The following is a 25579-nucleotide window of genomic DNA, read 5'->3' on the forward strand; positions in this document are numbered from 1 at the left end:
CCCTTGATGTCACGTTCAGCGTCAGTTCCGGCGCCAGCGGATATCCAGTTTCGTTCCGGCGCCTTCGAAAAGTTTGGAGATCGCGCAGTACTTTGCGGTCTCCGCAGCCACCCGGTCCAGCTCCTCCGCGCTGGCCGGGCCGTCGGCGGTCACCTGCAGCCGGATCGCGGTGAACGGCACCGCCACCTCCTGCTGAAGCAACACGCCCCGGCGGTCGAAGTCGACCTCCATCTCGAAACCCAGCTGCCCGATATCCACCCCGAGCGCCTCGGCGCATTTGTGGCCGATGGTGTTGGTGCAGCCGATCAGCGCCGCATAGGCCGTTTCGGTCGGCGAGAACCCGCGGTTGGTGCCGCCACGCTCCACCGGCTCGTCGATCTCGGCCGTCAGGTCGCGCACCGCCACCTCCACGTGGGAATGGCTGCTCGCCGTCCCCCGCATCCGCACCGTGACCTGACTCTTCTGGCGAATGGCCATCGCGCGCCCTTAGACGAATCTGCAGACCCGGTCGAACGGGAACCGCGGCAGCTTCTGGAACAGCGCCGTCTCGTCCGCGTAACCGAGGTTGAGCAGAAAGTTGGATCTCAGCGTGGTGCCGGCGAAGAACGCCTCGTCCACGATCTCGTTGGAAAAGCCCGACATCGCCCCGGTGTCGAGGCCCACGGCCCGCGCAGCGATCATGAAATAGGCCGCCTGCAGCGTCCCGTTGCGGAACGCCGTGGTCTCCGAATGCGCCGGTTTCCCCTCGAAATGCGGCCGGCGGTCCTCGTGCGGAAACAGGAACGGCAGCTCTTTCCAGAATTCGAGGTCATGGGCGATGATCACCGTCACCGGCGCCGACATCATCTTCTCCACGTTTTTCGCCTTCAGGGATGTCGCCAGCCGCGCCTTGGCCTCGGGGCTCTCCACGAAGACGAACCGCGCCGGGCAGCAATTCATGCTGGTCGGCCCGCCGGCGGCGATCTCGTAGACCTCCTCCAGCAGCGCGCGCGGAACCGGGCGATCGGTCCAGGCGTAGTGCGAACGGGCGTCGCGCAGGATCAGGTCTATCGCGGCGTCGTCCAGCCGCTCGCAGGCGGCGCGCAGCTCACGCACCCGCTCCTGCGCCGCGGTCCGCGCCCGGGCCAAAGCCTCTCCAGTCAGCGCATTCACTCGGCCGCCTCCGTATGTGCGATGTCCTCCTCGGCCACGATCGGGCTCGCGCAGATCCCGATGCCCTCGATCTCCGCCTCTACCGTCTCGCCCGGGCGCAGCCAGCGCGGCGGGGTCTTGGCATGACCAACCCCCGGCGGCGTGCCCATTGCGATCATGTCGCCCGGCTCCAGCGTGGAATACTCGGAAACCGTCGCGATCGTCCGCGCCACCGACCACAGCATGTCCGAGGTCGTCGCGCTCTGCAGGATCTCGTCGCCCACACGGCTCTCGATCTTCAGGCCCACCGCCCCCTCGGGCAACTCGTCCGGCGTCACTACGTCCGGCCCGATCGGGCCCGTCGAGTCGAAGTTCTTGCCCGGCGTCCACTGGTGCGTCTTGCGCTGGTAATCCCGCACCGAACCGTCGTTGAAGATCGTGTAGCCGAACACATGCGACAGCGCCTCTTCTTCCGGGATGTGCTTGCCGCCCTTGCCAATGATCACCATCAGCTCGACCTCGTAATCCAGACGCTCGGAGCAGCTCGGACGCACCATCGGTTCGCCTGCCGCCATAAGCGAGGTCTGGCAGCGCAGGAACAGCGCCGGATAGACCGGCACCTCGTAGCCGCCTTCCTTGATGTGATCGACGTAATTCAAGCCAAGGCACACCACCTTGCCGGGCCGCGCGATCGGCATCGCAGGCACAATGCTCGCCGCAGGAACCTTGTCCGCCCGCGAAATCGCCTCCGACAGGGACGCGACATTCACATCCCCCCGGATCAGACCCATCAGATCCGACCCCACAGATTCGTCCAACTCCGACAAACAAACCGCCACGTCACCGTCAACAAGATGAACGCCGAAGCCTGCCTCGCTCGTGCCGACCCTGAATCGCATCCCCGCTCCCTTTCCTGTCTGCTTGCTCAAGTTTTGCTGATTATATTTCCCGTTGTCAAATAAAATCGATATTTTATGATCAACGGGAAAATAAGGAGGAAATCATGCCTACATGGAACGACTACAAACGGCAGGCGCGGGAGCGCGGTGCCCTTGCGTTTGAACTGTTCATCGTCCGCTCGACCCCCGCGAGGCCGCCCGAAGAGCTCGCCGCGATGCTGCCGGAGCACCTCGCCTATCAGGCGAGACAGGAAGCCGCGGGAAACCTCGTGCTGGCCGGACCGGTCTCGGACCCCACGGGTGATATGCTCCAGGGCGAGGGATTGATCATCTATCGCGCCGAATCGCTGGAGGCGGCGCGTGCGCTGGCCGAGGCGGATCCGATGCACGCCTCAGGGGCCCGCAGCTTCGACATCCGGCGCTGGCTGGTGAACGAAGGAAACCTGACCCTCTCGGTCGGGCTGTCCGGCCAGCGCGTCACCCTGAGCTAGCCTGGCCACGCGCATGTCCCGGCACCCACCCCGGCCACGCCAGGCCACACGTTCCTTGTCCCCAGTTCCGGGAGTTTCAACATGACACTTCTCGCCGATCTCCTCTCGACGGTTTTCGAACGCCGCTACCGCGAACTGGTGCCGAACCGACGTGACGGGCGCAGCCCCGAGCAACTCGCGCGCGCCCTTGTCGGGGCGACCGGCGAGATCTCCGGCCGCGCGCTCACCTCCGAGATACTCGCCCGGTTCCGCACCATGTCGGACGATGAAAAGCGAAGCTTTTTCCGTCACATCGCGACCGACATGAATATCGATCCCGAGGCTGTTCGCAGCACGCTCGACGCCTATGAGCACGCGCCTTCCCGGGACAGCTACCGCGCCTTCATCGCCGCCTCGGAGCCACGCCGGCAGGAGCTGATCCGGCGGCTGAACCAGGTGCCGGGAGCCACCGCCGAGCTGGTGCGGATGCGCGCAGACCTGCTGCGTCTCGGACGCGGCGAGCCGGAGCTGGAGGCGCTCGACCTCGATTTCCGGCATCTCTTCTCCTCCTGGTTCAACCGCGGGTTCCTGGTGCTGCGCCCGATCAGCTGGAAGAGCCCGGCAAACATTCTCGAGAAGATCATCGCCTACGAGGCCGTGCACGCGATCGACAGCTGGGCCGACCTGCGCCGCCGTCTGGAGCCGAGCGACCGGCGCTGCTTTGCCTTCTTCCACCCGGCAATGCCGGACGATCCGCTGATCTTCGTCCAGGTGGCCCTCACCCAGGGCATTCCCGGCTCGGTGCAGGCGCTGCTGGCCGAGGATCGCAAGCCGCTGGCCGCCGAGGCCGCCGACACGGCGACTTTCTACTCGATCTCGAATTGCCAGGCGGGGCTGGCGAGCATCAGCTTCGGCAATTCGCTGATCAAGCAGGTCGCGCGCGACCTTGCCGCCGAACTGGGCGGGCTCAAGACCTTCGTGACCCTTTCGCCGATTCCCGGCCTGACAGCCTGGCTGGAGCGCGAGGGGCGCGACTGGAAAGGCGCCGATGCGGCCCGGATGCGCAGCATCGCCGCCGATTACTTGCTCAACGCCAAACGGGCAGACGGCCAGCCCGTCGACCCGGTGGCGCGCTTCCACCTTGGCAACGGCGCCATCGTGCATGACGTTCACGCCAATGCCGACACCTCTGAAAAGGGACTCACGCAATCCGGCGGCACCATGGTCAATTACATCTACAAACTGCCGCAGATCGCGCAGAACCACGAGAAATACGCCACGACGCACGAGGTCATCGCCGCCCCCGCCGTTGTCTCCCTCGCCAACGCGCTGTCCCGATCGAGGGCTTGAGAAAGGTATCCCAATGGCAAACCCGCTCTACGACGAGTTCTTCGGCACCCATGCCGGCAAATCCGCACCCTTCCTGCACCTGCCCGCCGGCGAGACGCTGAGCTACCAGGCCTTCCTCGACATGGCGGCCCGGATCGCCAACGCGCTGGTCGAGATCGGCCTCGCCCCCGGTGACAGGGTGGCCGCGCAGGTCCGCAAGACCCCCGAGGCGCTGGCGCTCTATGCCGCCTGCGCCCAGGCCGGGATGGTCTTTCTGCCGCTCAACACCGCATACACGGTGGACGAGCTGTCCTATTTCGTCGAGGACAGCGGCGCGCGGCTGCTCGTCTGCGATCCGGAGAGCCGCGAGGGGCTTGCCCCCCTTGCGGAACGGCTCGGGACAGCGCTGGAGACGCTCGATGGCGATGGCAATGGCAGCCTTTCGGACCGCGCGCGCCGTCAGCCCGCAGAGTTCGAGACCGTGCCGCGCGACGGCGAGGATCTGGCGGCCTTCCTCTACACCTCCGGCACCACCGGGCGCTCCAAGGGGGCGATGCTGACGCAGAACAACCTTCTGTCGAACGCCCGCACCCTCGTGCGTGAATGGCGTTTCACCTCCGATGACGTGCTGATCCACGCGCTGCCAATCTTTCACACCCATGGGCTCTTTGTCGCCACCAACGTGACGCTGGTGGCCGGGGGCAGCATGATCTTCCTGCCGGGCTTCGACCGCGACCGCATCATCGAGATGATGCCGAAGGCGACCGCGCTGATGGGGGTGCCGACGTTCTACACCCGGCTGCTGGACGATCCGCGGCTGAACCGGGAACTCGCCGCCCACATGCGCCTGTTCGTCTCGGGCTCGGCGCCGCTGCTGGCGGAGACGCATGTCCAGTTCGAGGCGCGCACTGGCCACCGCATTCTCGAACGCTACGGAATGACCGAGACCAACATGAACACCTCGAACCCCTACGAGGGAGAGCGCCGTGCCGGCACGGTCGGCTTCCCGCTGCCCGGGGTCGAGCTGCTGATCACCGACCCCGCCAGCGGCGAGCCCCTGCCATCCGGCGAGGTGGGCCAGATCGAGGTGCGGGGTCCGAACGTGTTCAAGGGCTATTGGCAGATGCCGGAGAAGACCGCCGCCGAACTGCGCGCCAACGGCTTCTTCATCACCGGCGATCTCGGCAAGGTCGACGCCGACGGCTACGTCCATATCGTCGGACGCAACAAGGACCTGATCATTTCCGGCGGGTACAACATCTACCCCAAGGAGATCGAACTGGTGCTGGACGAGCAGCCGGGCGTGCTGGAAAGCGCGGTCATCGGCGTGCCGCATCCCGATTTCGGCGAAACGGTCTTGGGGCTGGTGGTTCCGGAACGAGGGGCGGAGCCGGATCTCGACACGATCATGGAGAGCGTGCGCGGCGCGCTGGCCCGGTTCAAACATCCCCGCCGGCTGCTCGTGATCGACGAGTTGCCGCGAAACACAATGGGCAAGGTCCAGAAGAACATGCTGAGGGATCAATACCAGGACATGTTCACTCACGCCTGAGCTCTCAGGAAACCAATTGTGTGTCAGCGGCTTGCATGCACCTGCTGACACACCACATCAAGCGAATGGCGCGCGCCGTGAAAATGGCTGCGCTGTTCTGGCCAGCACCATGCCAATGATCTCCGGATTGACGGAACGCGCGCCGTGCAGCTTGATGTGCTGCACCTGCCCGCCCGCTGCGCGCGCGATCGCCCGGACCATGCCAAGCTGATGGCGCACGAGGTTGCCGAGATTCTCGCCCGCTATGTCCATGCGTCGGCGACAGAAGCCCTGCAGGTCGGGGAATACGGGATGCACACCGCCGCCCACGTCGCCTGCCACCGCAACGGCCATGACGTCCCAGTCGCCGGCGTGCAAGCCGCAGGCTATGTTGGTCGAGGTCACGATGTTGAGCAGCGCCGTATCGTTCCCAATCGGCAAGGAGCCGAAGCCCGCGCCCATGTCCGCACTCGGATCGTTCCTTTACAGGTCGTCGCCCGCGGTCACGCCGCTTACGAGTTGAAAGGCGAGCAGGTCGCGAATGTCTTCCACCTGCCGGATCAACGGACTGAGGCCGCCGCGCAGGCCCGCCCTCCGTTGGGCCTCGGCCCGCTCGATCGCCCTCGCCTCCTGCCGCGTCGCGAACACGAACCGCAGCGACGTGCCGGCGCTGGCCTGCGCCACGCGCGGCAGGTCCGCCGGCAGCACCGTGCCGATCCGGGGATAGCCTCCCGTGGTCTGGCATTCCGCGAGTAGCACGAAAGGCGTGCCGTCGCCGGTGATCTGCACGTCGCCGGGCACGATCACTTCCGACAGCACGCTCAGGCCGGTCTCGTCGTGGAACCCGGGGCCATCGAAGAGCAGCCGCACGCCCATCCGGTTGCCGCGGGTGTCGCGGTGAAATTCCGTCGCCTGGAACCGTTTCAGTTCCGCCTCGGGGAAGCGTTCCGTCTGGAGGCTCGGCACGAGGCGCACCGTCCCGCCTTCGAACCGAGGCTGCGGGTCGAGCCGGTACCCGACCTGGGCGCGCGTATCCGGGCCGACCGGAAGCTCGCATCCGGAATGCACCGGGCCAAAGATGCCCGCCGCAAGATGCGCGGACCGGGAGCCGAGGCGCTCGGGCGTCGCGATCCCGCCGCCGACGTGCAGATAGCCATAGCTGCCACTCTCCGCCCCGCCGATGGCAAGCCTCGCGCCCTGCGGCAGCAGGTGGCTCGCGTTCCAGGCGAGGCGCACCCCGTCGAGCCGCGCCCGCATCGGCGCGCCGGTCAGCGCGATGCGCATGTCCTCGGTCGCCTCGAACTCGCCGCCCATCCCCACCATCTCCAGCGCCGCGAGCCCCTCGGGCTGGCCCAGCAGCACCGCGCCCTCGGCCAGCGCCAGCCGGTCCGCCGCGCCACCACGGGAGACGCCGGAGACGAGGTATCCCGGCCGGCCAAGATCCTGCACGGTCAGGTTCGGCCCGCCACGGTGGATGATCAGCGCCCGGCTCACGGCAATGCCTCCGCCGTTGCGCCGCCGTCCGGCCCCGCGGTGCGGACCTTCTCCAGCAGCTCGGGCGCGACCGGGTCGAACAGCACCTCGTCGCCGGGCCGCAGCACGAAGGGCGTGTCGCTCTCGGGACGGAAGGCGCGAAAGGCCGTTTGCCCGATGTGACGCCAGCCGGTCGGGGTCGGCACCGAGAACAGAACGAGCTGCCGGATCGCGACGGCCAGCGCGCCGATCGGCACCTTGTCGGTGAGCGCCGTCTGGCGCGGGATATTCCAGGCCTCGTCCAGCTCGCCAAGGTAGGGCTGGCCGGGCGCGAAGCCGATGGTCTGCACCCGCACCCGGGTTGCGGAGACCGACCGGATCGCCGCCTCGGGCGTCATCCCGGCCGCCGCGGCGGCCTCATCGAGCTGCGGCGCGAGCGCGGTGCCGAAAACGGTCGGGATGCGCCAGAGCCTGCGACCGTGCGGCAACGGGCGCTCATACCAGTCGTCGGAGGCCAGCAGCGCCTCGACGCCGCGCTGCAACGGCGCGAGATCGCCGTGGAGCAGGTCGAACCGCAGGTAGGTGGACACCAGCGAGGTCGAGGTTTCCTCGATCCCCGGCGGGCCTTCCCGGTCGAGCGCATCGCGAAAGGCAAGCGCCGCGCGGTTGGCGGGCTCGCTCAGCCGGTCGCCAAAGCTGACCAGCAACCCGTCGACCCCGACGGGTCGGACCCGCGGGAAGCGCGGGTCACCTTCTTTGGCGATCCTGTCCTGCATAATCCGTCCGTCAGTCGCGAGAGGCAAAAGGCCGGATCACTCCAGCGCATTGGGGAGGAAGAGCGCGATCTCCGGCACCACGATCAACGCCGCCGCCATGGCGAGCATGGCGAGGATGTAGGGGATCGTTCCCAGCATGACTTCGCTCATCGTCCCGCTCTTGCGCGCGCCCTGCACGACGTAAAGGTTCAGCCCCACCGGCGGGGTGATCAGCGCCATCTCGATCAGCACGATCATCAGGATGCCGAACCAGATCGGATCGTAGCCCATCTCGACCACGATCGGCACGATGATCGGGATCGTCACGACCATCAGCGACAGCGTCTCGATGAAGAAGCCGAGCACGATGTAGATGCAGACGATCACGAGGATGGTCATGAGCGGCGACAGGCCGAGCCCGCCGATGAAGGCCTGAAGCTCGCGGCCGATTCCGGCGGAGGCCAGGGTGAAGTTCAGGAAGGAGGCGCCGATCACGACGAGCATGATCATCGAGGTGATCTTGATGGTGCCGAGGATGCTCTGGGAGAACATCTGCAGGCTCACGCCGCCGAAGATCGCGGCAATGACGATGGCGCCTGCCACGCCCACGGCGGCGGCCTCGGTCGGTGTGGCCCAGCCGTTGTAGATGGAGCCGATGATGACCGTGAAGAGCAGGATGATCGGGATCAGCTCGGCCAGTGCTCGCAGCATTTCTGAAAACGGGAAGAACCGGCGTTCGCCGCCGAGGCTCGGTCGGATCGCGCAGATGATCATGGTGATTACCACAAAGGACAACGCCAGCGCGATCCCAGGCACGAGGCCTGCGAGGAAGAGCCGCGGGATCGAGGTCTGGGTCAGGAATCCGTAGACGATCAGGTTGATCGACGGCGGGATCATGATGCCGAGCGTACCGCCGGCGGCGATGGCGCCGGAAAAGAGCTTGGGGTCGTAGCCCAGCTTTTCGGCCTGCGGCATGGCCACGGTGGCAACGGTCGCAGCGGTGGCAACAGAGGAGCCGGAAGTGGCCGAGAACATCGTCGCCGTGGCGATATTGGCATGGACCAGCCCGCCGGGCAGCCAGCTCACCCAACGGTCGAGCGCGGCATAGGTCCGCGTGGCGATCCCGCTTCGCACCAGGATCTCACCCAGCAGAACGAAGAACGGAATGGCGATCAGGGTGGCGTTGTTGGAGGTGGACCAGACGAGGTTTCCCAGGCCCTTCATCAGCGGGAACGGGCTGAAGAAGGTGTCGATTCCGAACCCGAGCAGGAACAGCACGATCCCCACCGGGATCGACAGGCTCAGGAGCGCCAGGAGGCCGAAGGTCAGGTAGCCGATCATTTGAGCGCATCCACTTCGCCAAAGGTGCCGATGGCGTGTTCGGAGCGTTCGAACTCGCCGCGGGAGACCAGCCAGGCCGCCGCCAGGAAGGTGAGCCAGGTGCTCAGCGCGAACCAGACCCAGCCGGCGAACCACGGCGCCTGCACAAGCGCCAGGGGTGTTTCCAGCGGCGTGTTGGCACGCGAACTGTTTGCCAGGGACCTCTCCAGCACCGGCCAGGAACGGACCGCGATGAGCGAGATCACCCCGGCCATGGAGGCCATCGCCAGCAGGTCGAAGAGAGCGCGGCCGCGTGCCCGGACGCGGCTGCGCAGGATGTCGATGCGGACATGACCCAGTTCCATCAGGGCGTAGCCCATGCCCCATGAGGTCGCGATCGCCATGACGTAGCCGCTGATCTCGTCGGTGCCGCCGAGCGATGAGCCCAGCTGGCGCAGAACGATGTCGGTCAGCACGAAGGCCACGCAGGCCAGCAGAAGGACCCCGACAAGCAGTGCCACCCAGCGGTTCGCCGTGCGAAGCCGCACCAGTATTGCCTCGGCCATCGGGGTCCCCTGTCTGTCAGATCACTTGGCCATGACGGTCACGCCGACCGTCGCGCCCACGGAGTCGTTCCAGCGCGCGGCCCAGTCGTCGCCGGCGCGGCTCGCCCAGTCGGGAAGCACCTCGTCCACCAGCACGGCGCGGGCCTTCTCGAAATCGGCCTCGGAGACCTCGACCAGCGTCATGGAGCGGGCATCGCCCGATGCACATTCGCCGTTACCGGTCAGGCAGGCGATGTCGCTCACGAGCGCGTTCTGGGCGCTGGCCCAGGCCGGATCCTCGAACTCGGCCTTGATCGTGTCGGCGATCAGCGCCTGCGTGTCGGCGTCGAGCCCGTTCCACTTGTCGAGGTTGACCGCGGTCACCACGCTGTCCCAGCCGCCGAGCGGGATCGGCAGCAGATGGGTGGAGACCTCCCACCAGCCGGCGCTGTAGCCCGAGCCGGCGCCAGTCACAGCGCAATCCACCACGCCCTTTTGCAGCGCGCCGGGCACTTCGGAGAAGGCGACGTTCACGCCTTCGGCGCCGAGCGCCTCGAGGAACTTGGCCGTCATCCGGCCGGAGGCGCGAACCTTGAGCCCCTGCAAGTCGTCGAGGCTGGAGACCTCGGCGTTGCAGAACACGACCTGCGGCGGATAGGGCGCGATGGCCAGCACGTGGCTGTTGAAGCGGGTGTTGTAGATGTCCTCGACCATCGGGCGGGCGGCGTCGACCATGGCGCGTGCCTCGTCGGCGGTCAGCGCGAGCAGCGGCACGTCGAGCCCTTCCAGTTCCGGGGCGTCGGCGACTGCATAATCGGCCACGGTCATCGCCACGTCGTAGACGCCGTCGCCCAGCAGGCGGAACACGTCGCCGACGCCGAGGTTCATCTGGTCATGGGTGGTCAGCGCGACCTCGAGGTTGCCGCCGGAGGCAGCGGGCAGCGTCTCGCTCCAGAAGGGCGCCTCGTATTGCTTGTGCAGCGGAAGGCCGGACCAGCTTCCGACGACCGAAAGGGTCTCGGCCGCGGCGGGCGCGGCCAGCGCCATCGTCATTCCGAGGATGGTGAGGATACGTGTCATGCGGGTTCTCCTTGTTGGCTCTTTGTGTCGTTGTTGTTGGCGGAGGCGCAGACGGGCACCTCCGCGTCTTCGGGTATGTCGGTGACGAGCATATGCCCCGGCTTGTGGGTGATGCAGAGCGGCACCCGGGCCGCCTCGATCGCCACCTGCGGGGTCACTCCGCAGGCCCAGAACACCGGCACCTGGCCTTCGGGCACCGGCACCGGGTCGCCCCAGTCGGGCTTCGTCACATCGGCGATGCCGATCGCGGCCGGATCACCGGCATGAACCGGCGCGCCATGGGCCAGCGGGAAGCGGCGCGAGATCGCGGCGGCGGTCTCCACCATGCCGGGCTCGACAAAGCGCAGGCTCACTACCATCTTGCCGGAGAACGGTCCGGCGGGGACGGTGTCGATGCTGGAGCGGAACATGGGAACAGTGGTGTCGTTCTCGATGTGCCAGAGCGGAACGCCGGCCTGCATCAGCGCGTCCTCGAAGGTGAAGGAACAGCCCAGGGCAAAGGCCACCATGTCCTCCGTCCAAAGGTCGGAGATGTCGGTGGCGCTGCCTGCGAGCTTGCCGTCGCGATAGATGTTGTAGGCGGGCACGTCGGTGCGGATGTCGATGTCCGCGCCCAGCGTCGTCATCATCGGATTGCCGGTGTCGGACACGCCCACCAGCGGACATGGCTTGGGGTTGCGCTGGCAGAAACGCATGAAATCGAGCGCGTGGCTTTCCGGGAGGATCGCGATGTTGGTCTGCAGATACCCGGCCCCGAGCCCGGCAGTGTGCGAGCCATAGCTGCCCGAACGGATCTCCCCGCGCAGCGTGGCAAGATCGCTCTTCCTCAACCGTTGATATGCGTCGGTCATCTCGGCCCCCAGTTATCAGGTTAGCGTGAACAGTGGGCTCTATAAAATCAAATCGGAAAATTTTCTAAGCAGCGATCACGTATTGTTATCACCCGCAAAGCCTTCAGCGACCTCCTGTGCAATCTGCGCCGCGGTTTCGTGCAGGTGGCTGTTCGGAGCCCCGATATAGGAGGCAGAGAAGACCAGCGGCGGCGGAACCCAGCCCGGATCGAACTCCCGCACTGTTCCGGCCCGCACATGCGGGTCGCCCAGCGCCTTGGGCAACGCCGCGACTCCGAGACTCGCTTCGACCAGCCGGAAGCAGGCGGAGAGCGAAGAGGACGGGAAGATCGAGACCCCCGGCCCCACCCGCTCCAGCAACATCTTGCGCAGCTCTCGGTAGGGCCGGCTGTTGCGCGGATAGGTCAGGACCGGCGCGCGCAGGTAGTCCGCCACGTCGGCATGGTGCGGCGCATCGGCCGAGACGTACCAGCGCAGATCGAACCCGGGCAGCGCGATATTGTCCACGGTGTATTCCGAGACCGGCCCGAGCAGCACCGCGAGGTCGATCAGCCCGTCCAGCAGCGCCGCCCGCAGGTTGGTCGAGACGTCGACGTTCACCTCGATCTCGAGCCGCGGATAGCGTTCGTGGAGCCGGGCGATGAAATCCGGCAGCCAGCATTGCACGATGGTCTCCGCCACGCCGATCCGCAGCCGACCGTCCAGCCCGTCCGGCGGGATCACGTCGCGCTCGACCATGTCGGTCAGGTGCTCGAACTGCACCGCGTAGGATTGCAGAAGCTCGCCCCGCTTGGTCAGCCGCATGCCGCCCGACGTGCGCTCGAAAAGCTCCGCGCCGAGGCTCTCCTCCAGCGCCTTGATCCGGGCGGTGACCGCAGGCTGGGTCAGGTTCAGCCCGTCCGCCGCGCGGCGTACGCCGCCGAGCCGGACGACCGAGAGAAAGGTTTCGAGGTGCTGCAGGTTGATTCTCGCCATGGGTGCAGAATGCCAAGCCGCGCGCCCCTTGCCGACCGGAAACCTGTGGCGAAGTTCGACCGGCCCGCACGCGTGCCATTGCACATCCGGCGCGCCCGCATCACTTTGGGCGCGCCTCCGCCACGCCGAGGGCGGCCACGAAGCAACCAGGAAGGAACGCGCCATGCTGCAATTCGAGACCGAGGACGGGACACTCGGCGTCGAGCTTACGAAACTCACCGTCGCGGGCTGGACCGGGCGCGATCAGGCCGCGGTGCAGCACCATGTCGAAGAACTGGCCGCGATCGGCGTGCCGCGCCCTTCGACCACGCCACTGTTCTACCGGGTCTCGCCGGCGCTCGCGACTCAGGCGCCCGAGATCGCGGTTCTCGGCGCGGAGACCTCGGGCGAGGTCGAGCCGCTCCTTGTCCGCAGCGGCGGCGTGCTCTGGATCGGCCTGGCCTCGGACCATACCGACCGGGGACTGGAGGCGCATTCGGTCGCCCACTCGAAACAGATCTGCGCCAAGCCGGTCTGCGGCAAGCTCTGGCGTTTCGACCACGTGGCCGACCGGCTGGACTCGCTGCAGCTCCGCTGCTGGATCGAGGAAGACGGGGCGCGCAAAGCCTATCAGGACGGTACGCTCGCCAATATCCTGCCGCTCGCGACGCTGCTCGAGAAAGCCCCGCTCGCCGATGGCGAGGCGATGGTCTGTGGCACCCTGGCGGCGATCGGAGGTGTCCGGCCGGCGGCGCGCTACGAGATGGAACTGGCGGATTCCGAGCTGGGGACGTTGGGGCTGAGCTACGCGGTCAAGACCTTGCCGGTCGTGAGCTGACGCGAGACTCGGGCGCGCTGTCTGCCGCGCGCCCGTAGACGCCTCAGCCCTCGCGCGACGGTGCCGCCGGTACGACCCTGCCCCGAAGCCGAAGCGACGCGACCAGCGCCAGCAGCGCAAGCCCCGCTCCGGCCAGGAAGGTCCACTCGGCGCCAAAGGCATCCCAGAGCCCGCCCGCGATCACGCTCGCGGCGAGCAGTGCCATGCCGGTCACCAGGTTGAACATCCCGAAGGCCGTGCCGCGCAATTCCGCCGGGGCGCTGTCGGCCACCAGCGCCGAGAGCAGTCCTTGCGTGAAACCCATGTGCAGCCCCCAGAGCACCACCCCGCCCATCACCCCCGCGAGCCCCGGCGCGAGGGCGAGCACCAGGTCTGCCGCCACCAGCAACTGGAGCCCGAGGATCAGGAGCGTCACCCGGTCTCGTCCGTCCGACAGCGCCCCCACGGGATAGGCCGAGAGCGCATAGGCGACGTTCAGCACCACCAGCACCAGCGGCACGAACATCAGCGAGAGCCCGCCGGATTGCGCGCGCAGGATCAGGAAGGCTTCGCTGAACCGCGCCAGCGTGAACACGGCCGCGACGGCGACCACCCACCAGTACGTCCGCCCGAGGCTGGCAAGCTCCGCCCGCGCCAGCGGGTTACGAACCTTGCGCAGACCCTCCGGCCGCGCCGGCTCGCGCACCACGAGCAACAGCAACGCCACCGCCGCGAAGGCCGGCACCACGGCCACCCAGAAAACGCGCGTGAAGTCGTTCGCGAAGAGCCACATCAGCCCGATCGCCAGCAATGGGCCGATGAAGGCGCCGGCCGTGTCGAGCGACTGCCGCAGCCCATAGGCCGCGCCGCGCAGCTCGGGCGGCGCGAGATCCGCCACCAGCGCGTCCCGCGGAGCGCCGCGGATGCCCTTGCCCACCCGGTCGACGAAGCGCGCGGCGACAAGCCAGCCGACGGAGGGGGCCAGCGGAAACACCGGCTTGGTAACAGCGGCCAGCCCGTAGCCGAGCGCGGCCAGTTCCTGGCGCCGGCCGATCCGGTCGGAGAACGCGCCGGAGAAGACCTTGGTGATCGCCGCCGTCGCCTCGGCGATGCCCTCGATCACGCCCACGGTCAGGGCCGTCGCGCCGAGCCCAACCACGAGGTAGACCGGCAGCAGAGCGTGGATCATCTCGGAGGAGACATCCATCAGCAACGACACCAGCCCGAGCGCCCAGATCCCGGCCGGCAGCCTGCGCCAGACGCGGGGCTGCTTGACGGGGTCAGCCATCTGCCCGCCCGGTCATCACCCGGTCGGCCATGACGTGGTCGCGCGCGACCGACATCGACTTCAGGATCGCGAAGACAGTGTCGCCGGGCGCGAGCGCCAGCGAGGCGATGGCCCGGCGGGTGACGCGGGCGAGCAGTTCGTCCTCGCCGATCGCCACGCGCACCATGACACCGGGCCCATCGCCCGGGGTCACCGCGGCCACCCTGCCCTCAAGGATGTTCTGCGCCGAGAGCCCCTCGGGGTGGCTGCGCGACAGGATCACCTCGTGAGCGAGAATGCGCATCCGCAGCCGCTGTCCCGGCTCCGCCTCGATCCGCGGCAGCCAGATCGGCCCGCCGGCGCTGTCGAGCCGGCTGGTGCCATCCTCCTCCTGCGCGACGAAACGCGCCGAGAGCATGGCCGCGACCTCGCGCAGCCCGAGTTGACGCAGCGCCGCGGGGTCAGACATGACCTCGGCCGTCGATCCGTTCGCGATGCTGCGCCCCCGGTCGAGCACCAGCATCCGGTCGGCGAGCAGTTGCGCCTCCCCGATGTCGTGGGTCACCAGGACCACCGGCATTGCGAGGTGCCGGCGCAGCGCGACAAGCTCCTCGTGCAGCCGCTCCCGCGTGGCCCGGTCCACCGCAGAGAAGGGCTCGTCGAGCAACAGGACCTCCGGCTTGCGCGCCAGCGCCCGCGCCAGCGCCACGCGCTGCTGCTGGCCGCCGGAGAGCTCGGCCGGCAAGCGGTCTCCCAGCCCGTCGAGATGCACCAGCCCCAGAAGCCGCTCGGCTTCGGCCCGCCGTGCGTCTCGCGGCAGGTCGTCGATGGCCGCGGCGACGTTGCCCGCGGCGCTCATGTGCGGGAAGAGCGCGTAGCTCTGGAACACCACGCCGGCGCGGCGGCGATGGGGCGGCAGGCTCAGGCCGCGCACGGTATCGAGCCAGACGGCACCGCCGACCGTGACCCGGCCCGCCGCCGGTTGCCAGAGCCCGGCAATGGCCCTCAAAGTCGTCGTCTTGCCCGATCCGGACGGACCTACCAGCGCCAGAAGCTCCCCCTGCCCAACCTCGAAAGCCAGGTCGAGCGGGATCGGCGCTTCGGCCCGGACCTCCACCCGCAGCATCATCCGCCAAGCCTCCGTCCGACGCGGGCCGAAAGCGCGAAAGTCGCCGCGATGGTGGCCAGCGAGATCGCCACGAGGACCGCCGACATCGTCGCGGCCGCACCCATGTCGAAGGCCTGCACCCGGTCGTAGATGGAGATCGCGATGGTCCGAGTCTCGCCCGGGATCGAGCCGCCGACCATGAGCACGATGCCGAATTCACCAAGCGTGTGAGCGAAGGTCAGCATCATCGCCGTCATCAGCCCTGGCCAGGCCAGCGGCAGCTCCACCCGCCAGAGCGACTGCCAGGGCGACAGGCCGGAGCAGGCCGCGGCCTCCCGCAACTCGACCGGAATGGCCTCGAACCCCCGCTGGGCCGGCTGGATCGCGAAGGGAAGGTTGAAGACCGCCGAGGCGACCACCAGCCCGGTGAAACTGAACACCAGTTGCTCTCCGAATAGCTGCTGCCAGAGCGCCCCGACCGGCGAGCCGCGCCCGAGGGCGACCAGCAGGTAGAATCCGAACACCGTCGGCGGCAGCACCAGCGGCAGCATCACCAGCGCCTCCACCGCGCCCCGGCCCGCGAACCGCCGGTAGGCCAGCAGCCGCCCCATCGCGATCGAGACCGGCAGCAGCAGTGCCACGGTCCAGAGCGCCAACCGCAGCGAGAGCCAGAGGGCGGTCCAGTCCACCGCCGCTACTCCGGCAGCTCGAACCCGTAGCGCGCAAGGATCTCGCGCGCGGGCGGCGACTGGACATGGGCGTAGAAGGCCTCCGCGACCGGCCCCGCCTCCGGCAGCAGCGCCATGCGCTGACGCAGCGGCTGGTGCCATTCGGCGGAGATCAGCGCGAAATCGCCCTGTTCGGCCAGTTGCGGAGAAAGTGCCAGCGAATGCGCGATGATGCCGCCCTCGGCGTTGCCGGAGAGCGCGAATTGCGCCGCCTGGCTGACGTTCTCGCCCAGCACCAGATAAGACTGCAGCGGCTCCCAGAGACCGGCGTGCTGCAACACCTCCTTCGCGCGCATCCCGTAGGGCGCGTGGTCGGGGTTGGCGATGGCGAAACGGCGCAGACGGTTCTCGGTCAGCACTTCCCGCAATTTCTCCAGCGTGCCATCCGCCGTCAGCGTCGAGCCCTTGGGAACCGCGATCACCACGCGCCCCTCGGCATAGAGCAGCCCCTCGTCCCGGGTCAGCCCGTCGCGGGCCAGATCCAGAACGAACTGCTCGTCGGCGGCCATGAACATCTGGAACGGCGCGCCCTCGCGGATCTGTCGCGCCAGGTTGCCGGTTGCCCCGAAGGAGAGCCGCAGCCCCTGCCCAGTAGCGGCCTCGAACCCGGCGGCAACCTCCTCCAATGCGAACCGCAGGTCGGAGGCTGCCGCGATCACCGGCGCCGGCTCCTGCGCCCGGACGCGGCTTGCGAACAGGATGGCGCCGAAGGCAAGGCTCGCGGCACCGAAACGTCGGCGTGTCAGGATCATGCGGGCTCCGGTCAGGTGCATCCGTTCGCGACTATCGAAGAGCCCGCCGCGCGGGTCAATTGTTATTTCCCACCGGGAATATCCGTCGTCAGATGCCGCAGCGCCTCGATCTCGGCGCCTCCGGCGGCGGCGGCCTTGGCCTCGAACTCGCGGTAAAGCCGCAGCACCTCGCGCCCGGTGTCGGTCAGCACCGCGCCGCCGACGCCCGGCCCGCCGCGCGCGCTCTCGACCACCGACGCACGGAACATGCCGTTCATGGTCTCGACCAGCGTCCAGGCCCGCTTGTAGCTCATTTTCATCTCGCGCCCGGCCGCGGCGATGGAGCCGGTGCGGTCGATCCGCTCCAGCAGTTCCGCCTTGCCCGGTCCCATCATCTCGTCCTCGCCAAAAACGATACGCAGGCGGAGGCGTGGGGGATCGGATGGCGCAGTCATGGCAAAAGCATATCCGCACTTCCGCCGCGGCTGGCAAGGCCAGGGCGCTGCATCACTCCCTGCGGCAGCCGAGGCCGTATTCGTCGCCGCACCAGGCCTTGAGCCGCTCGCTGTCCTCCGCGCTCCATCCTTCGGGCTCGGTCACGGCGACCCAGGGCTCGATGTAGTCGCGGGCCGCATAGTTGTGGCCGAAGCCGCTGGGCACGGCCAGCGCAAGCGCCATGTCGAGCGCAAGCTGCAACTGCGTGACAACTGGAATGAACCTCATCGCCGGCGAGACATCCGGCGCGCGCGGTTCGCGCATCCACTGCGGCGCGCGCCAGACAGAGGCCGGCTCGTAAAAGACGATGGCGTCGGAAGCATGTTGCAGAAACACGACCCGCAGCCTGCCCCAGGGCCCCGGCGTCCGTTCCAGTCCGCCGAACTGCGAGGCGAAGCGCACGAGGCTTCCTTCGCCGACTTCGGGCAACACGTAGGGCGTGCCGGGATTGCGTGCCGCCACCGCGTTCCGCCAGTGCTGCGATGGGAACGGCGGGCCGGTCCAGAGCGCGCCGTCGATCGGGTCGTCCAGCATCCGGAAGATGTTGAAGGAATACATAGACGACCAGGCGCCGAGGCTGATCCCGTGCATGTAGAGCCGCGGCCGCCCCTCCGGCGGCAGGGACTTCCAGTGGTCATAGACCACGCGCATCGTTGCACTGGCCTGTTCGAGCCCCGATTGCGTCTCGAAGATCAGCGCAAGCGGCGATTGCAGGTAGGAATACTGGACGGCGACAGTGGCGATGTCGCCACCATGCATGAACTCCAGCGGCTCGTGACCGCCCGGGTCGAGCCAGCCGGTGCCGGTCGGACTGGCCACGATCAGGACCTTGCGGTCGAAAGCCCCGAGACGCTTCATCTCCTCCAGCGCCAGCTCCGCCCGGGCCTGCGGTTCCTCGGCCTGCGCACGGCCAACATAAACCCGGATCGGCTCCATCGCCGAACCGCCGTTGAAAGCCGCGATGGCGGCCGCACCCGGCCCGTTGAGGACGAAGTTCCGCCCCGGCTGGCCCATTGCGCCCCAATCGACGAGCGACTCCGCGCTGCCCGGCAGGCGCGGATCCGCAGGCTGCGGCGGCGCGTCGGCAAAGAGATTCTGCGCCGTGGCATAGGAGGCGTCGGCCGCATCGAAGGCCCATTGAACCACCCCGTCACGGGTGACGACAAAGACGATTGCCACCGCCAGCGCCAGCCCCATCACATTGGCCAGCCGCATCGGCAGGATTCGGTAGAGCCGGTGCCGGATCGTGTCGAACATCTTCTGCACCGCCCAGCCGATGGCAAAGCACACGAAAAAGACGATGCAGGCGACGACGACGATACCCGGCGTGCTGAAATCCTCCAACGGCTCCATGCCGAAGCGCTGGCGAATGGAGTCTTGCCATTCAGCGGCATGCAGAAGCGTCCAGACCAGAAATCCCAGAACCGGAACGGCGAGCACCCAATGCGCGATCCGCGCCGCCCGGCCGGACAGAAGCGGCAGTTCCAGCGCCCGCCAGGCCGAGAGCAGCAGTTGCCCGATCAGGTAGCCGAGCGCGGTCACGAGACCGGCCAGCACGCCCTGGAGTTGCCATGAGCGCGGGATCAGCGATGGTGTTAGCGACGCTTCGAAGAACAGGAGGCCGAGAAGCAGAGGCAGGATGGAAAGCCCGATCAAGCGTGGAGCCTTCTCTCGGACCCTGCGGTTCGAGCGGGAACGTAGGAACTCGGTCACGACGGCCTCCGATGCACCGACATTTCAATGGGCCGCGTCACATATATTCGGCAGCTTGCCTCCACACTGGCACATCGCAAGGCGACGCACCGAGATGTCCCAACGTCGCGCCCAGATTGGCCCCTGGCCTCCGGGATGGCCGGACCGCGCAACCGCCCTATCTCACGCGCATGACCGAAGAGACCCAAACCGCCTCCGACGCAAACCTGATCCTCGTCCTCGGCGACCAGCTTTCGCCCGACCTGCCCTCGCTTTGCGCGGGCGATCCGGATCGCGACACGGTGCTGATGGCAGAGGTCGCCTCGGAGGCGAGCTATGTCCCGCACCACCCAAAGAAGATCGCCTTTCTCTTCGCGGCCATGCGCCACTTCGCCAAGGAACTGCGCAACGAGGGCTGGCGGGTCCGCTATGTCGATCTGGAGGACACCGGCAACAGCCAGTCGCTCTCCGGGGAGGTTGAGCGGGCGCTCGAGGATCTGCCGGGGCGCGCGCTGCTGCTGACCGAGCCGGGCGAATACCGGCTCAAGACCGAGCTGGAGGAATGGGCCGAGCGCGAAGGAACCCCGATGCGTATGCTCGAGGACAGCCGCTTCATTGCAAGCCATGCCGAATTCCGGGACTGGGCCGACGGCCGCAAGCAGCTCCGGATGGAGTATTTCTACCGCGAGATGCGGCGCAAGACCGGGCTTCTGATGCATGGCGACAAGCCGGAGGGCGGCCGGTGGAATTTCGACTCCGAGAACCGCAAGCCCGCCCGGGACGACCTCTTCATGCCGCGCCCACTCGAACATCGGCCCGACGAGACGACCGAGGCGGTGCTCGACCTCGTCGAGCGGCGTTTCGGCGATAATTTCGGCCGCCTGAAACCGTTCTGGTTCGCCGTCACCCGCGCGCAGGCGCTCGACGCGCTGGACCATTTCGCCGAGGAAGCCCTGCCCTGTTTCGGCGACTACCAGGACGCCATGCTCGAAGGCGAGCGCTTCCTCTATCACTCGGTCCTCGCACTCTACATCAACGCCGGCCTGCTCGGCCCGCTGGAGGTCTGCCACCGGGTCGAACGCGCCTACCACGAGGGCAATGCACCGCTCAACGCGGTCGAGGGATTCATCCGGCAGATCATCGGCTGGCGCGAATTCGTGCGTGGGATCTACTGGATGCAGATGCCCGGCTACACGGAGCAAAACTTCTTCGGCGCTATGCGGCCCCTGCCCGATTTCTACTGGAGCGGCGAGACCGACATGGCCTGCATGGCCGCCGCGATCGGTCAGACCCGCGACGAGGCCTATGCCCATCACATCCAAAGGCTGATGGTAACCGGTAATTTCGCGATGCTGGCAGGCGTGGACCCGCACGAGGTCCACGAATGGTATCTCGCCGTCTATGCCGACGCCTACGAATGGGTCGAGGCGCCGAACGTGATCGGGATGAGCCAGTTCGCCGATGGCGGGCTGCTCGGCTCCAAGCCTTACGCGGCCAGCGGCAATTACATCAACAAGATGTCGGACCATTGCGCCGGCTGCGCCTACGACGTGAAGAAAAAGACCGGAGACGGTGCCTGCCCGTTCAACCCGCTCTACTGGGATTTCCTCGTGCGCAACCGAAAGAAGCTGGGAAACAACCCGCGGCTGGTGCAGGTCTACCGCACCTGGGACCAGATGGAGAGCGACCGCCAGTCCGAATACCTGGACAGCGCCCGCGCAATACTTGACCGGTTGTGATCGGGGTGAGGCCAGGCTTGGGGGGCGCTGCCCCCAAAACCCCCGGGATATTTCCCGACAGAAGAAACCCTGGGCCGCGCATCGCTTCTTCTATCCTGAAATATCCCCGCCGGAGGCACGATCCGCAGGATCGTTCTGATCCGCGGACGAGAGATGCTGACGGCTGCCGGGCACCCGCGTCTTTCGCCGCTTGACGTCCGCTGGCGCAGGATCGACGGTGCGCCGCAGCACAAGCAAGCGAGGCTCCATTGAAAACCTTCTTCAGCGAGGACCACCGCCGACATTTCCCGCAGGCAGAGCTCAGCGGCGGCGAGTTCGTGACCCCTTTCGAGCGGCCGAGCCGCGTGGAATACGTGCTGAGCCGGCTTCACGAGCGCGGTCTCACGGATATCGTCGCCCCCGGCGCGCCGGACATGGAGGCGATCCGCGCCCTGTGCGCACCTGACTACCTGGCCTTCCTCGAAACCGCATGGAGCGAGTGGAAGACGGCCGGGATGGCCGGCGAGATCATCGCCGCGAGCTTCCCCGCCCGCCGGATGCAGACCGCCCGACCGCCGCGCAACATCGACGGCAAGGTCGGCTACTACGCGCTGGCCGCCGAAACCGCGATGACCGGTGGGACATGGGCCGCGGCGCTGTCCTCGGCCGCCTCCGCGCAGGCGGCGCAGGCCCATGTCGCGGCCGGGGCGAACTCCGCATTCGCGCTCTGCCGCCCGCCCGGGCACCACGCCACGGCCGATATGTACGGCGGCTATTGCTTCATCAACAACGCGGCGCTGGCGGCCGACGCCTTCCGCCGCGACGGCGCGCAGCGGGTGGCGGTGCTCGACATCGACTTCCACCACGGCAACGGCACGCAGGATATCTTCTACGGCCGCGGTGACGTGTTCTTCGCCTCGCTCCACGGCGCGCCGGAGGATGCCTTCCCCTACTTCCTCGGTTATGCCGACGAGACCGGCCAGGGCGCGGGCGAAGGCGCGAATGCGAACTACCCGATGCCGCCGGGCACGGCGTACGACGTCTGGTCCGAGGCGCTCGACGCCGCGCTGGCCCGAATCCGCGATTTCGGCGCCGAGGCGCTGGTGATCTCGCTCGGCACCGATGCCTACAAGGACGACCCGATCAGCTTCTTCAAGCTCGACAGCCCCGATTTCCTCGACGCCGGGGTGCGGATCGGCAAGCTCGGCCTGCCGACCGTCTTCTGCATGGAGGGGGGCTATGCGATCGAACAGGTCGGGATCAACGCGGTGAACGTGCTGGAGGGGTTCCTCGATGCGTGAGGTGACGCTCGCGGTCACCCAGTTCTCCTGCGGGCCGGACCATGGCGCCAACGCCGACCGCGCCGAGGCGCTGGTCCGGCGCGCTGCCGCCGAGGGCGCGCAGGTGATCCTGCTGCAGGAGCTGTTCGAGGGCCCCTATTTCTGCAAGACCGAGGATCCGCGCTACTTCGACTGGGCGCGGCCGCTGGAGGGCAACCCGCTGGTGGCGCGCTTCGCGGCGCTGGCGCGGGAACTGGGTGTGGTGCTGCCGGTGTCGTTCTTCGAAAGCGCGGGACCGGCGCATTTCAACTCGATGGCCATGGTGGATGCCGATGGCGCGGTGCTCGGCTGTTATCGCAAGAGCCATATCCCGCAGGGGCCGGGCTACGAGGAGAAGTACTACTTCTCCCCCGGAGACACCGGCTTCCGGGTCTGGGACACCGCCTTTGGCCGGATCGGGGTCGGCATCTGCTGGGACCAGTGGTTCCCTGAGGCCGCGCGAGCGATGGCGCTGATGGGCGCCGAGGTCCTGCTCTACCCAACCGCGATCGGCTCCGAGCCGCCGGCGCCCGGCTATGACAGCCAACCGCACTGGGAGATGGTCATGCGCGGCCATGCGGCGGCCAATATCCTGCCTGTCGCGGCCTCCAACCGGATCGGGTGCGAGGTGCAGGACGGACAGGAGGTGACCTTCTACGGCACCTCCTTCATCTCCGACCAGACGGGGCAGATCCTGACCCAGGCCGGACGCGAGGGCGAGGCGGTGCGGCTCGCCAAAGTTGATCTCGATGCGATTGCCGAACTGCGCCGCAGCTGGGGCCTGTTCCGGGACCGCCGCCCAGAGCTTTACGGCGCGTTGAAAGGGTTCGGCGGCTGATCAGGCCGGGGGGCGGCGGTTCGGCCAATCGGTCGCCCGGTGATAGGCGTCGCCTGTCGCCAGGATAGCCGCATCCGCCCCGGCGGATCCGAAGATCTGGACGCCTGTCGGCAGCCCGGCCGCGCCGAACCCGGCCGGCAGCGAGAGGCTCGGCAGGCCGGCGAGGCTGACCGGGACCACGACCTCCATCCAGCGGTGATAGGTGTCCATCTGTCGCCCGGCGATTTCCCGGGGCCAGCGCCAGTCCACCGGGAACGGCCAGACCTGCGCCGAGGGCAGCGCAAGCGCGTCGAAGCGGCGGAAGAGCCGGGCCGCCTCCTGGTACCATCGCGAGCGGATCGCGCTGGCCTCGAAGAGCGCCGCGGCGCTCAGGCCCGCGCCCTGTTCGATCTCCCAGATGGTCTCCGGCTTGGTGGCCGCCCGCTTCACCGGGTCGGCCGCCAGATCGCCCCGCGCCCCCGCGTTGAGCGCGGCGCGCAGTGTGGTCCAGGCGTGCCAGAGATCGGCGGCCGGAAACGGCGGTGCGAGCGGCTCGATCACGGCGCCCTGCTCTTCGAAGACCGCCAACGCCGCCTCGCAGGCGTCGAGGATGCCCGGCTCCATCGGATAGGCGCCGCCCCAGTCGCCGAGCCAGCCGATGCGCTTGCCGGCGATGCCGGTGCCGAACCCGGCCGTGAAATCCTCTGTCGCGCGGCCGAAAGGCACCTCCGGGTTCGGCCCCCCAAGAACCGACAGCAGCAAGGCGAGGTCACGCGGGCTCCGTGCCATCGGGCCGTCTGTGGCGAGCGTGGAGAGGAAGGTCTCGCCGCCCGCATCCTGCGGCACCAGCCCCCAGGTCGGGCGGAACCCGTAGACGTTGCAGAACGCCGCCGGGTTGCGGAGCGAGCCCATCATGTCCGATCCGTCGGCCAGCGGCAGCATTCGGGCGGCCAGCGCCGCCGCCGCGCCCCCGGACGATCCACCGGCGCTGCGGGCCGGATCGTACGGGTTGCGCGTCGCGCCGAAGACCGGGTTGAAACTGTGCGAGCCGTGACCCCATTCGGGCGTGTTGGTCTTGCCGATGACGATGGCCCCGGCGGCCTTCAGCCGGGCGGCGACGAGATCGTCCTCGTCGGGCACGTGATCGGCAAAGAGCGGCGAGCCATAGGTCGTCCGCAGCCCCTTCGTCGCCACGAGATCCTTGATCGCGACCGGCATCCCCCAGAGCGGCCCGCACGGCGACTGGCGGTCCAGCGCCTCCGCCTCGGCCATCAGATCGGCGCGCGGCCTGAGCGAGACGATGGCGTTGAGGCCCGGGTTGATCGCCTCGATCCTCGCGAGAAAGGCCTGCATGACGGTCGCCACGCTGACGTTGCGTTGCCTAAGCGCCCGCGCCAGGGTGGCCGCGTCGCAGGCGGTCGGGTCGGAGAGAACTGTCATGGGGTATGGTCCGGGTTTGGGCCGGAGTGGGCTGCCCCCCGGCCCGACGGGCGCCGAAGCGCCCTTTTCCTTACTTCTGAAGCTCGGTCCAGATCGCCGTATAGTACTCCTGCGCCTTGGGCGAGCAGGTCGGCAGGAAGCTTCCCGAGCCTTTCAGCTCTTCGGCCACCACGATCTCCGGCGCGGTCATCATGTCCTCGGGCATGAACGGGTCGGACCCGGCGATGCCATTGGCATAACGCGCGAAGGCCGAGATCATCGCGGCGTTCTCCGGCTCCATGATGAAGTTCAGGAACTGGTGCGCCTCGTCGACGTTCTGGGCGTCCGACAGCAACATCACCTGGTCCATCCAGAGCGGGTAGCCTTCCTTGGGATAGCCATAGACGATGTCTTCGTTCTTCAGCCGCGCCCGGAAGATCGCGCCGTTCCAGTAGACCGAGGCCATCACGTCGTTGGCGGCCATCTTCTCGGTCATGCCGTAATCCATCGACAGCCACTTCGGCTTGGCCGCCATCAGCGCATCCCGCGCCTTCTTCAGCACCTCGGTGTCCTCGGTGCAGGGCTCTCCGCCGACATACCAGAGCGCCAGCGACATGACGTCGTTCATCTCCGGCGTCACGTTGACCTTGCCGACCAGTTCCTCCGGCGGATCCATGAAGATCGAGGAGGTGTTGATGTCGCCGTCATAGGCGGTCTTGTTCACCGCGATGCCGGTGGAGCCCCACTGCCACGGCACCGAGTATTTCCGGCCGGGATCGTAGGGCGACTCGAGCCATTCCGGCGCGATGTTCGCGTGGTTGGGCAGCTTGGAGAGGTCGAATTCCTGCACCAGCCCCTTCTCGATGTAGATCGGCACCCAGGAGTTGGAGGGAACCACGAGGTCGAAGCCATGCCCGCCGGCCTCGATCTTGGCCATCGCGGTGTCGTTGCTGTCGTAATCGGTGATCGTCACCTTGATGCCGGTCTCGGCCTCGAACTTCTCGATCATCTCGGGGCTGGTGTAATCGCCCCAGTTGAACAGTTGCAGTTCGCCCTCGGCGGAGGCGATCGCCGTTCCCCCGAGCAGCAGCGCCATCGCGGCAAGTGTCGTCTTCATCGGTTTCTCCATG

General features: G+C 67.6%; 26 protein-coding genes. 7 read left to right on the forward strand and 19 right to left on the reverse strand.

Features of this window, described 5'->3' with window-relative positions; translation table 11 throughout:
• Nucleotides 1-21: 21 nt before the first annotated feature.
• Genes ACFQ2S_RS17360 through ACFQ2S_RS17370 form a run of 3 tightly spaced genes read right to left on the reverse strand, consistent with a single transcriptional unit; the run spans nucleotide 22 to nucleotide 1937 of the window.
• Nucleotides 22-477 carry an OsmC family protein gene (locus ACFQ2S_RS17360; protein WP_386076380.1) on the reverse strand — a complete coding sequence of 152 codons (456 nt, stop codon included), beginning with the start codon at nucleotides 475-477 and terminating at the stop codon, nucleotides 22-24.
• A 9-nt stretch (nucleotides 478-486) separates the two neighbouring features.
• The gene (locus ACFQ2S_RS17365) at nucleotides 487-1152 is read right to left on the reverse strand and encodes a malonic semialdehyde reductase (RefSeq protein WP_386076382.1); all 666 of its coding nucleotides are present in this window, start codon (nucleotides 1150-1152) and stop codon (nucleotides 487-489) included.
• Entirely contained in the window at nucleotides 1149-1937 is a 789-nt protein-coding gene (locus ACFQ2S_RS17370; RefSeq protein ID WP_386076383.1) for a fumarylacetoacetate hydrolase family protein, read from the reverse strand. Before ACFQ2S_RS17370 ends, ACFQ2S_RS17365 begins: the two co-directional genes overlap by 4 nt.
• Before the next feature lie 197 nt (nucleotides 1938-2134).
• Between ACFQ2S_RS17370 and ACFQ2S_RS17375 the strand changes: the two genes are divergently transcribed.
• From ACFQ2S_RS17375 to ACFQ2S_RS17385, 3 genes are all read left to right on the forward strand, one after another.
• Nucleotides 2135-2521: a YciI family protein gene (locus tag ACFQ2S_RS17375; protein ID WP_386076385.1), complete on the forward strand. Its 387-nt coding sequence runs from the start codon at nucleotides 2135-2137 to the stop codon at nucleotides 2519-2521.
• An 81-nt stretch (nucleotides 2522-2602) separates the two neighbouring features.
• Nucleotides 2603-3850, forward strand: coding sequence for a malonyl-CoA decarboxylase (locus tag ACFQ2S_RS17380; protein ID WP_386076387.1), 1248 nt, complete (start codon nucleotides 2603-2605; stop codon nucleotides 3848-3850).
• Between the two features lie 13 nt (nucleotides 3851-3863).
• Entirely contained in the window at nucleotides 3864-5381 is a 1518-nt protein-coding gene (locus ACFQ2S_RS17385) for a malonate--CoA ligase (RefSeq protein ID WP_386076388.1), read from the forward strand.
• 57 nt (nucleotides 5382-5438) lie between these two features.
• Here the strand turns inward: ACFQ2S_RS17385 and ACFQ2S_RS17390 are convergent, their stop codons facing one another.
• The 8 genes from ACFQ2S_RS17390 to ACFQ2S_RS17425 all read right to left on the reverse strand — a co-directional run bounded on the left by ACFQ2S_RS17390 (nucleotide 5439) and on the right by ACFQ2S_RS17425 (nucleotide 12359).
• On the reverse strand, nucleotides 5439-5822 hold the full coding sequence (locus ACFQ2S_RS17390) for a LamB/YcsF family protein (protein WP_386076390.1): 384 nt from the start codon (nucleotides 5820-5822) through the stop codon (nucleotides 5439-5441).
• Nucleotides 5823-5843: 21 nt separating this feature from the next.
• Nucleotides 5844-6854, reverse strand: coding sequence for a 5-oxoprolinase subunit C family protein (locus ACFQ2S_RS17395; RefSeq protein ID WP_386076391.1), 1011 nt, complete (start codon nucleotides 6852-6854; stop codon nucleotides 5844-5846).
• On the reverse strand, nucleotides 6851-7609 hold the full coding sequence (locus tag ACFQ2S_RS17400; RefSeq protein WP_386076393.1) for a 5-oxoprolinase subunit B family protein: 759 nt from the start codon (nucleotides 7607-7609) through the stop codon (nucleotides 6851-6853). The genes ACFQ2S_RS17395 and ACFQ2S_RS17400 overlap by 4 nt, the downstream gene beginning before the upstream one ends.
• A 36-nt stretch (nucleotides 7610-7645) precedes the next feature.
• Complete coding sequence (locus tag ACFQ2S_RS17405; protein WP_386076394.1) at nucleotides 7646-8929, reverse strand: TRAP transporter large permease; 1284 nt, start codon at nucleotides 8927-8929, stop codon at nucleotides 7646-7648.
• The gene (locus ACFQ2S_RS17410; protein WP_089234119.1) at nucleotides 8926-9474 is read right to left on the reverse strand and encodes a TRAP transporter small permease subunit; all 549 of its coding nucleotides are present in this window, start codon (nucleotides 9472-9474) and stop codon (nucleotides 8926-8928) included. The genes ACFQ2S_RS17405 and ACFQ2S_RS17410 overlap by 4 nt, the downstream gene beginning before the upstream one ends.
• A gap of 21 nt (nucleotides 9475-9495) precedes the next feature.
• On the reverse strand, nucleotides 9496-10533 hold the full coding sequence (locus tag ACFQ2S_RS17415; RefSeq protein ID WP_386076396.1) for a TRAP transporter substrate-binding protein: 1038 nt from the start codon (nucleotides 10531-10533) through the stop codon (nucleotides 9496-9498).
• The gene (locus ACFQ2S_RS17420; protein ID WP_386076398.1) at nucleotides 10530-11384 is read right to left on the reverse strand and encodes a putative hydro-lyase; all 855 of its coding nucleotides are present in this window, start codon (nucleotides 11382-11384) and stop codon (nucleotides 10530-10532) included. The genes ACFQ2S_RS17415 and ACFQ2S_RS17420 overlap by 4 nt, the downstream gene beginning before the upstream one ends.
• A gap of 75 nt (nucleotides 11385-11459) precedes the next feature.
• Nucleotides 11460-12359: a LysR family transcriptional regulator gene (locus ACFQ2S_RS17425; RefSeq protein ID WP_386076400.1), complete on the reverse strand. Its 900-nt coding sequence runs from the start codon at nucleotides 12357-12359 to the stop codon at nucleotides 11460-11462.
• A 163-nt stretch (nucleotides 12360-12522) separates the two neighbouring features.
• Between ACFQ2S_RS17425 and ACFQ2S_RS17430 the strand changes: the two genes are divergently transcribed.
• Nucleotides 12523-13176 (forward strand): DUF2848 domain-containing protein, encoded by a 654-nt coding sequence (locus ACFQ2S_RS17430; protein ID WP_386076402.1) that lies wholly within the window; start codon nucleotides 12523-12525, stop codon nucleotides 13174-13176.
• Between the two features lie 43 nt (nucleotides 13177-13219).
• Here the strand turns inward: ACFQ2S_RS17430 and ACFQ2S_RS17435 are convergent, their stop codons facing one another.
• The 6 genes from ACFQ2S_RS17435 to ACFQ2S_RS17460 all read right to left on the reverse strand — a co-directional run bounded on the left by ACFQ2S_RS17435 (nucleotide 13220) and on the right by ACFQ2S_RS17460 (nucleotide 19140).
• Entirely contained in the window at nucleotides 13220-14443 is a 1224-nt protein-coding gene (locus tag ACFQ2S_RS17435) for an MFS transporter (protein ID WP_386076404.1), read from the reverse strand.
• Nucleotides 14436-15551: a molybdenum ABC transporter ATP-binding protein gene (gene modC / locus ACFQ2S_RS17440; RefSeq protein WP_386076406.1), complete on the reverse strand. Its 1116-nt coding sequence runs from the start codon at nucleotides 15549-15551 to the stop codon at nucleotides 14436-14438. The genes ACFQ2S_RS17435 and modC overlap by 8 nt, the downstream gene beginning before the upstream one ends.
• A complete protein-coding gene (gene modB / locus ACFQ2S_RS17445) occupies nucleotides 15548-16219 on the reverse strand; it encodes a molybdate ABC transporter permease subunit (RefSeq protein WP_386076409.1) in 672 nt (223 codons plus the stop codon). The genes modC and modB overlap by 4 nt, the downstream gene beginning before the upstream one ends.
• Before the next feature lie 5 nt (nucleotides 16220-16224).
• Entirely contained in the window at nucleotides 16225-17010 is a 786-nt protein-coding gene (gene modA / locus ACFQ2S_RS17450; protein ID WP_386076411.1) for a molybdate ABC transporter substrate-binding protein, read from the reverse strand.
• A gap of 62 nt (nucleotides 17011-17072) precedes the next feature.
• Nucleotides 17073-17444 (reverse strand): winged helix-turn-helix domain-containing protein, encoded by a 372-nt coding sequence (locus tag ACFQ2S_RS17455; RefSeq protein ID WP_089234128.1) that lies wholly within the window; start codon nucleotides 17442-17444, stop codon nucleotides 17073-17075.
• A 52-nt stretch (nucleotides 17445-17496) separates the two neighbouring features.
• Nucleotides 17497-19140, reverse strand: coding sequence for an alpha/beta hydrolase (locus ACFQ2S_RS17460; RefSeq protein ID WP_386076414.1), 1644 nt, complete (start codon nucleotides 19138-19140; stop codon nucleotides 17497-17499).
• 227 nt (nucleotides 19141-19367) lie between these two features.
• On the opposite strand from ACFQ2S_RS17460, the gene ACFQ2S_RS17465 reads away from it, so the two are divergent.
• The 3 genes from ACFQ2S_RS17465 to aguB all read left to right on the forward strand — a co-directional run bounded on the left by ACFQ2S_RS17465 (nucleotide 19368) and on the right by aguB (nucleotide 23051).
• The gene (locus ACFQ2S_RS17465; protein WP_386076415.1) at nucleotides 19368-20915 is read left to right on the forward strand and encodes a cryptochrome/photolyase family protein; all 1548 of its coding nucleotides are present in this window, start codon (nucleotides 19368-19370) and stop codon (nucleotides 20913-20915) included.
• 248 nt (nucleotides 20916-21163) lie between these two features.
• Nucleotides 21164-22195, forward strand: a complete 1032-nt coding sequence (locus tag ACFQ2S_RS17470) for a histone deacetylase family protein (protein ID WP_386076417.1) — start codon at nucleotides 21164-21166, stop codon at nucleotides 22193-22195.
• Complete coding sequence (gene aguB / locus ACFQ2S_RS17475) at nucleotides 22188-23051, forward strand: N-carbamoylputrescine amidase (protein ID WP_386076419.1); 864 nt, start codon at nucleotides 22188-22190, stop codon at nucleotides 23049-23051. The genes ACFQ2S_RS17470 and aguB overlap by 8 nt, the downstream gene beginning before the upstream one ends.
• Here aguB and ACFQ2S_RS17480 read toward each other — a convergent pair whose 3' ends face one another.
• A complete protein-coding gene (locus tag ACFQ2S_RS17480; RefSeq protein WP_386076421.1) occupies nucleotides 23052-24470 on the reverse strand; it encodes an amidase in 1419 nt (472 codons plus the stop codon).
• Between the two features lie 70 nt (nucleotides 24471-24540).
• Nucleotides 24541-25566: an extracellular solute-binding protein gene (locus ACFQ2S_RS17485; RefSeq protein WP_386076423.1), complete on the reverse strand. Its 1026-nt coding sequence runs from the start codon at nucleotides 25564-25566 to the stop codon at nucleotides 24541-24543.
• Nucleotides 25567-25579: the final 13 nt, after the last annotated feature.

This window comes from Tropicimonas aquimaris, assembly GCF_042676185.1.
GTDB classification, from domain to species: Bacteria; Pseudomonadota; Alphaproteobacteria; order Rhodobacterales; family Rhodobacteraceae; genus Tropicimonas; species Tropicimonas aquimaris.